Origin of the sequence: Aquabacterium sp. A3, assembly GCF_038069945.1 — a bacterium.
In the GTDB taxonomy this organism is placed as follows: Bacteria; Pseudomonadota; Gammaproteobacteria; order Burkholderiales; family Burkholderiaceae_C; genus Aquabacterium.
On the sequence record NZ_JBBPEV010000001.1, the window covers coordinates 1,749,845 to 1,762,742 of the forward strand.

Consider the following 12,898-nt stretch of genomic DNA (forward strand, 5'->3'; position numbering starts at 1 on the left):
TTTCAATACTTCACTGGGCGGCTGGGGCGGGCGCGGCGGTGTCGGCCAGCTTCTGGCGCGCGGCCAGCGTGCGGGCATGGCCCAGCGACAACAGGTGCGCCCAGGCCACGGCCATCAGACCAGTGCTCATCCAGCGCTGCGTGACCTCGGGCGGCAAGGCGCGCAGGCGCTCTTCGTCGATGGCCAGAAAACCCGAGAGCTCTTGAGCCGCCCCCTGGTGGTCCGTCCAGCTCAGGGTGCGCGGGGTCAGCAGGCCCAGCTCGGCCACTTCGTTGCACCACGCGGTGCTGCGCTGAAAGGCCTGGTGCAGGTTGAGCAAGAAGGTGCGCACCTCGGCCAGCAACGGCCCCTCGGCACCGTCGTCCAGGAACAGCGCCTGCCCTTCGGTGTCGTTCAGGCCGGCGCACCCCTCGTCCAGGCAAATCAGAAAGTTGTCTGGCGTGGGGGTTTCGGCCAGGGCAAAAGGGTAGCGACGCACGTGCGCCGGCACATAGGTGTCGGCCACCCACTGGCGGTCGGGGCCCACGAACAGGTTGTGCTGGGCGCGCAGGCCCAGCAGGGCCGTCATGGCGTGGGTGCCCTCACGCTCGATGAAGACACAGGGATAGAACAGGGCCGCATCGGGCACTTCTTCCATGGCGATGGGCACCGAGTTGGTCTGGGCCGCAAAGCCGTGGTCCACCCGGCTGGGGTCCAGGCGGAAGTGGCGGTGACGTTCGCGGTGCAGGTTGACCAGCTGGTCAAAAATCATCATGGTCTTCATCGTGTGTCTCCCTCAGCGTGTGTGGTGGCCCGGGTCACTGGAACTGCCAGGTCAGGCGCACCAGCGCCCGCACCGACGACTGGCCCGGCACGGCTTCATCCAGCGCATGCGCCAGGCTGCCCGACAGGCTCCACTGGCGCCCCCAGGTTTTGCTGGCGCCCAGGCCGATGCTGCGCAGGGTCTGGCGGGGCACCCCTTCGGTGACGGTGGTGCCGTTGTCGGTGAAGGCGAACACGTCCAGGCTGTCGGAGAAGCGTCGGTGCGCCTCGACGGACACGAACAGGCCCTTGTCGCCAAAGACCACCGAGGCCGGGTAGCCGCGCACGTCGGTGGGGTTGCCCAGCGAGAATTTCACGGTGGCGGGGATGTCCACCCCGGACGCCCACTGCACCCCGGCACGCGTGTTGAGCCACCACTGTTCGTTGATGACCATGGCCCACGAGCCGGTGCTGTTGACCGTGCGGATGCTGCGGGACGGGCCGAATGGCGGCTGGTAACTGCCACCGTTGATGGCGGTGTAGCCGCTCAGCAGGTGGCCGGTGCCACGGTAGACGGTCTGCACGCCCACGGAATACAAGCGGGTGCGGGCCTCGCCCTGATCGAAGGAGGCGATGCGGGTGCTCGATGTGATGTGCTGCGCATTGAGCGAGACGTCCACCTCCAGCTCGCGCGGGCCGATCAGGGGCTGCGTCAGGCTCAGGCCCAGCACGCGTGAGCGGCCTTCCACCTTCAGCTGGCCCAGGCCGGAATCGGTGGTCTCGGTGCTGCCGGAGGACAAGGACGCCCCGAAGCGCAGACCCGAGGCCGACAGCGGCACCGAATACAGCACCAGGGCGTTGGTGGAGCCGCTGGTTTTTTGCACGATGGCACCCAGCCGGTCGGCGGCCGTCAGCAGGCGGCGCACATACCCGGAGACGTCCAGCTGCTTGCGGTCCAGGGTGTCGGTGGCCTCGTTGTGCAGCGACACGGCCATCTCGTAGCGGGGCGCTTGCTCGACCTGCGCCACCACCTCGGTGGTGCCCGGCTGCTTGCCCGGCACCAGGGCGGCATAAAAGCGCGTGTCAGAACCCCGGTTGAAACGGGCCAGGCGCTGTTGCACGGCCGGGCCCACGAACAGGTCGCCCGCGCTGAGGTCCAGCACGTCGTCGGCCAGGCGGACCACGCGCGGGTCGTCGGACTCCACCGTGACGCGCTCGACCGTGCCTTCGACCAGGTTGATCTTCAGCGCGCCGTCCTTGATCTTCTGGGCGGGCAGGCTGGCGGTGGCAGCGTAATGCCCTTCCTGCCAGTACAGCTGGTTGATGCGCGCCACGATGGCACGGATGTCCTTGAGCGTGACCTCCTGCCCGATCTGCGCCGCCCAGGCGGTCTCCAGCACCGACAGGGGCAACAGCCTGGACGGGCTGACGTCCACCTTCTGCAGCACGAAGCGAACCTCGCGGGCGGCCTCGGCCCCGTCGGCCGGGCGCGCGGGTGCGGTCAAGGGCGGCTTGGTGGGCGCAGCAGAGGGTGGCGCGGGCGGCTCACGGGGGGGCTGGTTGCCCTGACGCAGGATCAGGGACGGGTCGGACGAAGGCGACACGCTGGTCGTCTGGGCCTGCAGCGCCCCCAGCGGCAGGCACGACGCCAACACCGCCGCGGCGCTTGACCACCGCCAACACGCAGACCGCGTCACCTTGCTCGGCACACCCTTGGCCGACCGCTTTGCCTTCATTCGAGCTCCCTGGCAACAGCCCGGGTGCGTGTCTCGCCGACAAGGCGAGGCCCTCCACACCCAGGTAGATCGCGGGAGTTTATGAAGTCTTCACGGTTCTTGACACCCGTCAATCGAGCGTCTGGGGCACATGAGGGCCCAGCCCCCCTCGTTTAAAGGATACGAACCCGCCTTTCAAGCCCCCTGAAGGGGGTGCGAGGGCGACGTTGACGTCACATGACCACACCGCGCCGCCCGCCGCCAAGCGTCAATGCCTGTGCGCGTGGGTCGCCGCCTCGGACGGCTGCGCGCGGCCCCAGTACGCCAGCGGCTCCAGGGTGTCGTAATAAGCCTGACCGAAGCGCAGCGGCTGGTCGAAACGACGCGGGGGCTTGTCCGCCCTGTCAAACAAGGGCACCACCTTGGGCAGGTTGGCCTGGATCTCTTTGATGCGGTTGTTGCCCGAGGGGTGGGTCGACAGCCATTGCGGCGGCGCCCCCTTGTTGGCCGCCGTCATCTTCTGCCAGAGGCTGACGCCCGCGCGGGGGTCGTAGCCGGCGCGGGCGGCCAGCTCCATGCCCACCAGGTCGGCCTCGGACTCGTCCTGGCGGCTGAAGGTGAGGGTGAGCAGTTGCCCGCCCATGCTCAGCACGGCATCGCCCACACTGCCCAGGCCGAACAGGCCCGAGATCACGTTCACCCCGATGCGGGTGGCCGACTGCTTGGCCACCCGTTCGCGGGCGTGCTCGCGCAGGGCGTGGGCGATCTCGTGGCCCATGATCATGGCCACCTCGTCGTCGGTCAGCTTGAGCTGCTCCAGGATGCCCGTGTAGAACGCGATCTTGCCGCCCGGCATGCAAAAGGCATTGAGGTCTTTGGAGCGCAGCAACACCACCTGCCACTGCCACTGGCGGGCGCGCTTGTTCCAGGGCAGTGCATGCGGCACGATGCGCTGCGCGATGCTGCGCAGCCGCTGCACCTGGGGGTGGTTGTCTGGCAGCAGGGCGTTCTGGGCGCGCGCCTGCTCGATGATCTGGGCGTACTGCTGCTGGGCGGCGCGCTCCAGTTGTTCGGCCGGCACCAGGCGCGTCAGCACCGAGGGCTCTTCCACCGTCACGCCTTCGCGGGCTTGGGCCAGGCCGGGCGCGCCGGCCCCCATGGCCAGGGCGGCCGCCAAGGCCAGCGCTCGCCAGCGGCTAACGTTGAAAGACGTGGACACAGACATTGAAGTGTTCATGACGGCAATGAGAGAAATAGGGCGTCGGGGCCTGCTTTCAAGGGGGCATGCAGGTTCAACGCGCCGAAGGCTCGCCCAGCATACGCCGCACCGCGGGCAGCAGCAGGTACGCCGGGAACGACAGCCAGAAGGTGAGGAAGAAAAAGGCGGCGTAGCCCATCTCCTGCACGCCCAGCCCGCCAGCCCAGCCCGCCACCGCGCGCGAAAACGCAAAGATGGACGACAGGATGGCGTACTCGGTGGTGGCGCGGGCCTTGCTGGTGATGCCCATCAAAAAGGCCAGAAAGGCCCCCGTGCCCAGCCCGCCGGTGAAGCTTTCCAGCCCACTGGCCGCATACACCGCCGCTTGATAGTGAATACTTACTTGCATGCCTGCGGCCGTGGGCTCGACATACCAGGCCGCCAGGGCATAACCCAGGTTGGACAGCGCCTGCGCCAGCCCCAGCACCCACAGGCCCTTGAAGATGCCGGCGCGGTCCACATACCAGCCGCCCACCAGCCCCCCGGCGATCGACAGGCCCAGGCCCACATTGACCGACACCAGGCCGATCTGGGCCGGCGTGAACCCGGCGTCCACCCAGAAGGGCTTGACCATGAAACCCATGGCCGCGTCACCCAGTTTGAACAGCAGGATGAAGGCCAGTACCGCCAGCATGCCCGGGCGGGCCAGCAGCTCCACCCAGGCACCAAACACCGGCCCTTCGGCCATGTGACGCGCCCCGGGCAGGCGCGCGGCGGCCACCATCAGGCCCGCGCCACCCATCATGAAGGCCACAGGCACCATCCCTTTGAACCACCAGGTGCCGCTGACCTCCAGCACCGCCTGCCATTGCAAGGCTTTGGCCACGGGGCCCAGCACCGGCCACAACAGGCCGGCCACGAACAGCCCCAGCGCCACCAGCCAGATGGGCTGTTGGCGCAAAGCCTGCCATTCGCGCCCAGCCGCGCCACTGGCCTGGCGCGGGCGCCACGGCAGTGCAGGCGCCATCAGGATGGCCCCGGCGTTGCACACCATCACCACGGCGGCCAGCAGGTAGGCCGCCGACCAGTTGGGCGCCTCGCGCGTGCCCAGCCAGCTGGCCGCCACCAGGGTGCCCCCTGCGGCCAGCATGCCCACTCGGTAAAACCCGATGCGTACGCCGTTGGCCATGCCGTACTGGTCTTTGCTCAGCGCCTCGATGGTGTAGCCATCGGTGGCGATGTCGTTGGTGGCCGACAGCACCGTGAAGGCCGCCAGCAGCACCCACGGCCAGGTCTGGCCCGCCGCCAGGGCCTCGGGCGCCATCGCCAGCGTGGTCAGCACCCCGGCCATGCCCAGGTTGGCGCCGGCCATCCAGCGCTGGTGCCCCCGCCAGGCCTCCACCACGGGGGCCCACAAAAATTTGACCGTCCACGCCAGGCCCAGCAGGCTCAGCAAGCCAATGTCGGCCGGGCTGACCCCTGTCTGGCGCATGTGCACGGGAAACAGGTCATAAAACAGCCCCAGGGGCAGCCCCTCAGAGAAGTACAGCAGGGCCACCCAGAACAGCGGGCGGCGATGGAGGGCGGGCCGCACAGCGGCCTCGGCGGGGGGCAAAGACATGGGGGGATTGTAGAAAGCCGCGCCAGCGACACAGCAAAGCCCGCAAAACCGGACTTTTCGCACTTTTGCGCTTCAGCGTGTCGCACATCATGCCGATAGAAGTAGCGGGAGCGTGTCGGTCGCACACGGCTTGCCGCTTTCTTTGCTGGAGGCACGATGAACTTTCGCACCAAAATCTGGATGTTGCCCATCAGCGCCGCCGCCATCTTCGTGGTGGGCGTGGCGGTGAGCTTTGTGGTGGGCAACCGCACCTCATCGGTGCTGGAACACCTGCGGGACGTGGACAACCCCCACATGGCCCAGGTGCAGGTGGTGGATCGCAGCGCCGAACAACTGCGCCTGACCCTGCAGACGGCCGCCGCCGAAGGCGATGCCGACAAGCTCAAGGAAACCGATGCCATGGTGAAGGCCGCACGCACGGCCTTGAGCGAGATGCAGACGGTCGAGAGCAAGGCCGACGTGGCCCAAGCCCTGGGCAGCGCCTTCGAGGCCTACCAGGCCTCGGCCATCGGTGCCACCCGCGCGCTGCTGACCGGTCAGCCCCCTGGCGACCAGGTGGCCAAGATGCAAAGCTCGCTCAAAACCCTGGACGAGTTGCTCCACACCCACAAGGCCGCGGCCAAAGAGGCGATCGACACCGCCCAGGCCAGCGCCACCAGCGGCGTGGCCACCAACCTGTGGGTCACGGTGATCACGGGCGTGGTGGTGCTGGTTGTGCTGGGCGTGGCCTCTGCCGCCATCGTCAGCTCGGTCTGGCGTGACCTGGGTGAAGAGCCCAGCCGCCTGCGCCGCACCGTGAGCCGCATCGCCGACGGCGATCTGGATGTGCAACTGCATGCCAAGCCGGGCGACGACAGCTCGCTGCTGGCCTCGGTGGTGGTGATGACCAACAAGCTGCGCGACACCATCGCCGTCATCCGCCAGGCCACCGACTCGATCTCCACGGCCTCGACCGAAATCGCCACCGGCAACCAGGACCTGTCGGTGCGCACCGAACACACGGCCTCGAACCTGCAGCAAACGGCCAGTTCGATGGAGCAACTCACGGGCACCGTTCGCCAAAGCGCCGACGCCGCCCGTCAGGCCAACCAACTGGCCTCCGGCGCCGCCTCGGCGGCCAAGCAAGGCGAACACATCGTCTCGCAGGTGGTGGCCAACATGTCCGAGATCAACACGGCCAGCCGCAAGATCACCGACATCATCACCGTCATCGACGGCATCGCCTTCCAGACCAACATCCTGGCGCTGAACGCGGCGGTGGAAGCCGCCCGCGCCGGCGAACAAGGCCGTGGATTTGCCGTGGTGGCCGGCGAAGTGCGCACCCTGGCCCAGCGCAGCGCACAAGCGGCCAAAGAGATCAAGACCCTGATCCACGCCTCGAGCGAAAAGGTCGAATCCGGCTCGAAGCTGGTGCAAGACGCCGGCACGTCCATGGCCGAAATCCTGCACAGCGTGCAGCGGGTGTCGGACATCATTGGCGAAATCTCGGCGGCCTCCAGCGAACAAAGCGACGGCATCGGCACCGTGAACGTGTCGGTGACCCAGCTGGACCAGATGACCCAGCAAAACGCAGCCCTGGTGGAAGAAAGCGCGGCCGCAGCAGAAAGCCTGAAAGACCAGGCTGGCCGACTGGCGCAGGCCGTGGCCGCCTTCAAGCTGGGCGACCACCACCACGCTCCGCGCGCGCACGCGCCGATCACCTCGGTCACGCCGGTCACCCCGATCACGGCCATCGAGCCCGTGTCATCGCGCCCCACGGTCGCGCCCACACCGCCGGTGCTGATGGACGAAGTGGACATGGCCCCCGACGCCGCCCCGGCGGTGGACTTCAAAGCCGAATCCAAGATCGAGGCCAAGGTCGAGCCCAAGGCACTGCCCAAACCGGCCGCCAAACCAGCAGCCAAGCCGGCCACCAAGGCCACGGACAAGACCACCGACAAGGCCGCCGTCAAGCCCACCCCTGGCCGCACCGCCCCGACCACCACGGCAGTGGCCAAGCCCAGCGTGCCCAGCAAGGTGGCCGCCCCCAGCCTGCCACGCGCCGAGCCAGCCACCGCCAAAACCGTGGTCACCACGGCGCCCGACGACGACTGGGAAACCTTCTGAGTGCCGGGCCGGCACATCGGCTAACCTAGGCGGTTGAGCCCCTCGGGGTGTCAACCGCCTTTTTGTGTTGCCCATGCCCGCCCAGCAGCCCACCTCCCGCCTGAAGTTCGCGGCCAACCTGTCGTGGCTGTACACCGACCTGCCCTTCATGGCCCGCTTCGGCGCCGCGGCCGCCGACGGATTCGCGGGCGTGGAGTGCCTGTTTCCGCACGAGCACGACACCAGCGCACTGCGCACCCAACTGCAAACCCATGGACTGACGCTGGTGCTGTTCAACGCCGAGCCCGGTGACTGGGCCGGTGGCGACCGTGGCCTGGCCTGCCTGCCCGGGCGCGAACAGGATTTTCGGCGCAGCGTGCTGGAAGCCCTCGAACGCGCCACCACCTTGAGCTGCCCGCGCATCCATGTGATGGCCGGCCTGTGCCCACCCGGTGACGAGGCCGCCGCCTGGGCGCTGTACACCGAGCGCCTGGCCTGGGCCGCCCACGAGGCGCAGCGCGCGGGCCTGGTGCTCACCATCGAGCCCATCAACCCCCGAGACATGCCCGGCTACCTGCTGACGCACCAGGCGCAGGCCCACGACCTGGTGGCCCGCATTGCTTCGCCCGCGTTGCGGGTGCAGATGGACCTCTACCACTGCCAGATCGTCGAAGGTGACGTGAGCATGCGCCTGCGCCAGTGGCTGCCCACCGGGCAGGTGGCGCACCTGCAGATCGCCGCCGTGCCCGACCGGGGCGAGCCCGATCGGGGCGAGTTGAGCTACCCCTGGCTTTTTGACGAACTGAGCCGCCTGGGCTGGACAGGCTGGATCGGCTGTGAATACCGCCCACGCGGCGCCAGCACCTCGGCGGGCCTGAGCTGGCTGGCCCCTTACCGGAGCACCCCACGATGAACACCACGGCCCCGCCCCCCACGCTGAAAACGCAAGACGGCCTCAGCCTGCAACTGCGCCACTGGCCCGTGGCTGACGGCACCACACCCCGGGGTGTGGCCCTGATCGTGCACGGCCTGGGAGAACACGCCGGTCGCTACGACCATGTGGCGGCCGCCCTCAATGCCCAGGGCTGGGCCGCCGTGGGCGTGGACCACCGAGGGCACGGCCGCTCGGACGGCGCGCGTGGCAAGCTGGCCCACGACGACGACTTCCTGCACGACCTGGCCGCCGTGGTCGACACCACCCGCCAGGCGTATCCTGGGCAGCGCCTGCTGCTGGTGGGCCACAGCATGGGCGGGGCCATCGCCGGGCGCTTTGTGGCCGAACTGGCCACGCCCACCCAGGCGCCCTGGGCCCGCGCGGTGGACGGCCTGGTGCTGTCATCCCCCGCCCTGGCCCTGCCACTGAGCGGCGTGCAAAAGGCCCTGCTGGCCACCGTGGGCCGGCTCACCCCCGACGTGGCCGTGCCCAACGGGCTCAAACCCGAGTGGATCTGCCACAACCCCGCCACCGTGCGCGCCTACCAGGCCGACCCCCTCGTGCACGACCGCATCACCGGCCGCCTGGCGATGTGGATGAAGGCCGCCGGCGAACTCACCCGCGCCCGCGCCGCCCAATGGACGGTGCCCACCCTGATCATGTGGGGCGGCGAAGACCGCTGCGTGGCGCCGGAGGGCTCGGCCGAGTTTGCACGCATGGCGCCTGCCCACCTGGTTCAATCACAGCCCTGGCCACGCCTGTCGCACGAGATCTTCAACGAACGAGAGCAGGCCGACGTGCTGGGGGCGATGACGGCCTGGCTGCAACGCACCTTCGCCGCCTGATCAGCAGGCCCATTTTTGGCGGATGATCGAAGGTTTGCTGAAGGACACGCACCATGGCCCTCAAAGCCACCATCTACAAAGCCCAGTTGCAACTGGCCGACATGGACCGGCATGTGTACGCCGACCCGGCCACCACCATCGCCCGACATCCGTCTGAAACCGACGAGCGCATGATGGTGCGCGTGCTGGCGATGGCGCTGGGCTGGCCGGCCGACACCAACGAAGGCACCCTGGAGCTGGCCAAGGACATGTGGGAGCCCGATGAGCCCGCCCTGTGGCACAAGAACTTCTCGGATGAAATCCTGCACTGGATCGAGGTGGGGCAGCCCGATGACAAGCGCCTGATGAAGGCCGCCGGTCGCGCACGGGCCGTCAGCGTGTACGCGTTTCAAAGCAGCACCCCGATCTGGTGGGACGGCCTGGTCAACAAGGTGTCACGCGCCAGCAACCTGACGGTGTGGCACATCCCCACCGAGCAAAGCCAGGCCCTGGCAGCCCTGGCGCAACGCAGCATGCAACTGCAGATCACGGTGCAGGACGGCACCGTGTGGGTCAGCGATGGCCAGGGCAGCGTCGAGATCACGCCCCAACGCCTGACGCCAGATCGCACCTGAACCCGGAACAGCCCGTGGTGTGCCACGCTGTTTGACCGTTCCCTGCCGCTGCAAGACGCCACCATGCGAAACGTTGGTGGCCTGTGAACGCGTTCGCAGCCACCGACCACCGCCTTGGGGTGTGGCCGCACGCTGTCGTGATACCAGCGTGCCGTGGCCAGCAGTCTCGCCGGGCGGACAGCACGCCCGCATGACCTGCCCCGAGGCCTTTCAATGGCTTTCGATACAGGTATCACCATGCAGAACTGGTTCAGACAATTCAGCGTCACCCTGCGCCTGAGGGTGCTCATGGGCCTGGCCGCCCTGTCGGTGCTGGCCGCCTCGCTGGGGCTGTTGTGGCACAACTACCAGCGACAACTCGCAGACCGCAGCCTGGCCGTGCAGCAGACGGTGCAGGTGGCCCACGGCCTCATCGCCTGGGCCCACGAACAACAGCGCAGCGGCCGCATGACCGAAGCGCAGGCCCAGCAGGCCGCCATCAGCCAGATCGACAAGGTTCGTTATGGCGCGGGCGAGTACTTCTGGATCAACGACATGCAAACGCGCATGATCCACCACCCCATCAAACCGGCCCTCAACGGGCAGAACGTGGGTGAGATGAAAGACCCCAACGGGGTGTACCTCTTCAAGGCCTTTGTGGACCAGGTGCGGCAGGCGGGCTCGGGTTTTGTGGCCTACCAGTGGCCCAAACCGGGCCATGACACCCCGGTGGACAAGGTGTCTTATGTGCAGGGCTTTGCGCCCTGGGGCTGGGTGGTGGGCTCAGGCCTGTACATCGACGACCTGCAATCGACCTTCCGGCAAGAAGCCATCGGCTTGCTGTGCGTGGTGATGGGCCTGAGCGCCGCCATCTGGCTGCTGGGCGAAACCATGGCACGCGACATCGGGCGCGGCATCACCGAGACCGTGCGACGCGCCGAGGCCGTGGCCGATGGCCGCATTCACGCCGCGCTGGCGCCCCACGCGCTCATGAACGGACGCGACGAAATCGGCCGCCTGCTTCAGGCCATGCGCGGCATGGGCGAACGCCTGGGGCGCGCGCTGGACGATGTCCGTCAGAGTGTGGACAACGTGGCCATGGCCAGCCAGCAGATCGCCGCCGGCAACCAGGACCTCAGCCACCGCACCGAGCAAACCTCGGCCAACCTGCAGCACACCGCCTCGTCCATGGAGCAACTGTCAGGCACGGTGCAGCACAACGCCGAATCGTCCAGCACCGCTCAGGCCATGGCCGCCGAAGCGGCCCAGCAGGCCAAACGAGGTGGCGAGGTGGTGGCCCAGGTGGTGCAGACCATGGAAGCCATCCACCACAGCGCCCGCAAGGTGACCGAGATCATCACCGTCATCGACGGCATCGCCTTCCAGACCAACATCCTTGCCCTGAACGCCGCCGTCGAGGCCGCCCGCGCCGGCGAACAGGGCCGAGGATTTGCCGTGGTGGCCGGTGAGGTGCGCACCCTCGCGCAGCGCAGCGCCCAGGCCGCTCGCGAAATCAAGACCCTGATCCAGACCTCGACCGAACACGTCGAAAGCGGTGCCGACCTGGTGCACACCGCCGGTCAGACCATGTCGTCCATCGTCGACTCGGTCGAGCGCGTGGCCGGGCTGATCCACGAGATCGCCAACGCCACGCGCGAACAGAACCAGGGCATCGTCAGCATCCACAGCGCCATGACCAGCCTGGACGACGTCACGCAGCAAAACGCCTCGCTGGTGGAAGAGTCGGCCGCCGCGGCCTCCAGCCTGAAAGAGCAAGCCGACGCCCTGGCCCAGGTGGTGGGCCGCTTCAGGCTGGCGGGCGCGGCGTGATGAACTCAGCCCAGCACGGCCGCAAAGGCCCGGGCCACGGCGTCCACGTTGTTGGCGTTCAGCCCGGCCGCGCACATCCGGCCCGAGCGCAGCACGTACACGCCGTGCTCGGTGCGCAGGGCATCGGCCTGCTCAGGGCTCACGCCCGTGTAGCTGAACATGCCACGCTGGTCGATGAAGTAGCGCACGTCACGCCCGGGTAGCTGCGTCACCACCCCGTCGTACAGGCGCTGGCGCATCACCTTGATGCGCTGACGCATCTCGGTCAGCTCGTCGGCCCACCGTTGGCGCAGCTCGGCCGACTGCAGCACCTGGGCCACGATCTGCGCCCCATGCGTGGGCGGGCTGGAGTAGTTGCGACGCACCGCCGACATCAACTGACCCAGCACCAACTGCGCTTGTGACTTGTCCGGACAGACGACGCTGAGGCCGCCCACGCGTTCACCGTACAAGGAAAAGCTCTTCGAAAACGAATTAGCCACAAAGAAGCTCACGCCCGCATCGGCCAGCGCGCGCAGGGCGAAGGCATCTTCTTCGATGCCATCGCCAAAGCCCTGGTAGGCGATGTCCAGGTAGGGCAGCAACTGGCGCTTTTTCAGCACCTCGATGAGCTGCGTCCACTGCGCGTTGTTCAGGTCCACGCCGGTGGGGTTGTGGCAGCAGGCGTGCAGCAGCACGATGCTCTGGGCGGGCAGCGCGTCGATGGCGGCCAGCATGGCATCGAACTTCAGGCCCTTGGTGGCCGGGTCGTAGTAAGGGTAGGTGTTGACCTGGAAGCCCGCCCCCTCGAACATGGCGCGGTGGTTGTCCCAGGTCGGGTCGCTCACCCACACCTGCGAATCCGGGAAGTAACGCTTCAAAAAATCGCCACCCACCTTCAGACCACCCGAGCCGCCCAGGGTCTGGATGGTGGCGATGCGGCCGCTTTTCACGGCTTCGTGGTTGGCGCCAAACAGCAGCTCCTGCACGGCCTGGCGGTAGCCCACGTGGCCCGTCATGGGCAGGTAGGGCTTCGGTGCAATCTTGGCCAGCAGCGACGACTCTGCCTCGCGCACCGCGCGCATCACCGGCAGGCGGCCTTCGTTGTCGAAGTAGATGCCGATGGACAGGTTGATCTTGTCCGCGCGCGGGTCTTTCTGGAAGTCTTCGTTCAGGGTGAGGATGGGATCGCCGGGGTAGGCGTCAACGTGCAGAAACATGGGGGCTTGCTCCAAAGGGGCGACAAGGCGCATTATCGGGGGGCGTGTTACCGCATTGTCCGGTTTGGCGACATTGTTCACGCAGGCTGGCACCCGGCCAGAAGGGGGTGCATCCACTGGCGGCCCAGGTCCGTAGG

General features: G+C 67.8%; 10 protein-coding genes. 5 read left to right on the plus strand and 5 right to left on the minus strand.

Annotated features, from left to right (window positions below):
* Positions 1 to 10 precede the first annotated feature (10 nt).
* The 4 genes from WNB94_RS07690 to WNB94_RS07705 form a co-directional block, all read right to left on the minus strand.
* On the minus strand, positions 11 to 763 hold the full coding sequence (locus WNB94_RS07690) for a SapC family protein (RefSeq protein ID WP_341389462.1): 753 nt from the start codon (positions 761 to 763) through the stop codon (positions 11 to 13).
* Between the two features lie 34 nt (positions 764 to 797).
* Positions 798 to 2,477, minus strand: coding sequence for a ShlB/FhaC/HecB family hemolysin secretion/activation protein (locus WNB94_RS07695; RefSeq protein WP_341389464.1), 1,680 nt, complete (start codon positions 2,475 to 2,477; stop codon positions 798 to 800).
* 247 nt (positions 2,478 to 2,724) lie between these two features.
* A complete protein-coding gene (locus tag WNB94_RS07700; protein ID WP_341389465.1) occupies positions 2,725 to 3,681 on the minus strand; it encodes a M48 family metallopeptidase in 957 nt (318 codons plus the stop codon).
* Positions 3,682 to 3,748: 67 nt separating this feature from the next.
* Entirely contained in the window at positions 3,749 to 5,275 is a 1,527-nt protein-coding gene (locus tag WNB94_RS07705; protein ID WP_341389466.1) for an MFS transporter, read from the minus strand.
* Between the two features lie 156 nt (positions 5,276 to 5,431).
* Between WNB94_RS07705 and WNB94_RS07710 the strand changes: the two genes are divergently transcribed.
* From WNB94_RS07710 to WNB94_RS07730, 5 genes are all read left to right on the plus strand, one after another.
* Positions 5,432 to 7,381, plus strand: coding sequence for a methyl-accepting chemotaxis protein (locus tag WNB94_RS07710; RefSeq protein ID WP_341389467.1), 1,950 nt, complete (start codon positions 5,432 to 5,434; stop codon positions 7,379 to 7,381).
* 73 nt (positions 7,382 to 7,454) lie between these two features.
* Complete coding sequence (gene otnI, locus WNB94_RS07715) at positions 7,455 to 8,273, plus strand: 2-oxo-tetronate isomerase (protein ID WP_341389468.1); 819 nt, start codon at positions 7,455 to 7,457, stop codon at positions 8,271 to 8,273.
* Positions 8,270 to 9,139, plus strand: coding sequence for an alpha/beta hydrolase (locus tag WNB94_RS07720; RefSeq protein ID WP_341389469.1), 870 nt, complete (start codon positions 8,270 to 8,272; stop codon positions 9,137 to 9,139). Before otnI ends, WNB94_RS07720 begins: the two co-directional genes overlap by 4 nt.
* Before the next feature lie 53 nt (positions 9,140 to 9,192).
* Complete coding sequence (locus tag WNB94_RS07725) at positions 9,193 to 9,753, plus strand: YaeQ family protein (RefSeq protein WP_341389470.1); 561 nt, start codon at positions 9,193 to 9,195, stop codon at positions 9,751 to 9,753.
* A 237-nt stretch (positions 9,754 to 9,990) separates the two neighbouring features.
* Positions 9,991 to 11,562 (plus strand): methyl-accepting chemotaxis protein, encoded by a 1,572-nt coding sequence (locus tag WNB94_RS07730; protein ID WP_341389471.1) that lies wholly within the window; start codon positions 9,991 to 9,993, stop codon positions 11,560 to 11,562.
* A gap of 5 nt (positions 11,563 to 11,567) precedes the next feature.
* Here WNB94_RS07730 and WNB94_RS07735 read toward each other — a convergent pair whose 3' ends face one another.
* A complete protein-coding gene (locus WNB94_RS07735; RefSeq protein ID WP_341389473.1) occupies positions 11,568 to 12,761 on the minus strand; it encodes an amino acid aminotransferase in 1,194 nt (397 codons plus the stop codon).
* Positions 12,762 to 12,898 lie beyond the last annotated feature (137 nt).

Excerpts from the sequence above, each read along its gene's own strand:
- WNB94_RS07730 (WP_341389471.1), top strand. The coding sequence starts at position 9,991 with ATGCAGAACTGGTTCAGACAATTCAGCGTCACCCTGCGCCTGAGGGTG.
- WNB94_RS07725 (WP_341389470.1), top strand. The coding sequence starts at position 9,193 with ATGGCCCTCAAAGCCACCATCTACAAAGCCCAGTTGCAACTGGCCGAC.
- WNB94_RS07690 (WP_341389462.1), bottom strand. The coding sequence starts at position 763 with ATGAAGACCATGATGATTTTTGACCAGCTGGTCAACCTGCACCGCGAA.
- WNB94_RS07710 (WP_341389467.1), top strand. The coding sequence starts at position 5,432 with ATGAACTTTCGCACCAAAATCTGGATGTTGCCCATCAGCGCCGCCGCC.
- WNB94_RS07720 (WP_341389469.1), top strand. The coding sequence starts at position 8,270 with ATGAACACCACGGCCCCGCCCCCCACGCTGAAAACGCAAGACGGCCTC.
- WNB94_RS07695 (WP_341389464.1), bottom strand. The coding sequence starts at position 2,477 with ATGAAGGCAAAGCGGTCGGCCAAGGGTGTGCCGAGCAAGGTGACGCGG.
- WNB94_RS07735 (WP_341389473.1), bottom strand. The coding sequence starts at position 12,761 with ATGTTTCTGCACGTTGACGCCTACCCCGGCGATCCCATCCTCACCCTG.
- otnI (WP_341389468.1), top strand. The coding sequence starts at position 7,455 with ATGCCCGCCCAGCAGCCCACCTCCCGCCTGAAGTTCGCGGCCAACCTG.
- WNB94_RS07700 (WP_341389465.1), bottom strand. The coding sequence starts at position 3,681 with ATGTCTGTGTCCACGTCTTTCAACGTTAGCCGCTGGCGAGCGCTGGCC.
- WNB94_RS07705 (WP_341389466.1), bottom strand. The coding sequence starts at position 5,275 with ATGTCTTTGCCCCCCGCCGAGGCCGCTGTGCGGCCCGCCCTCCATCGC.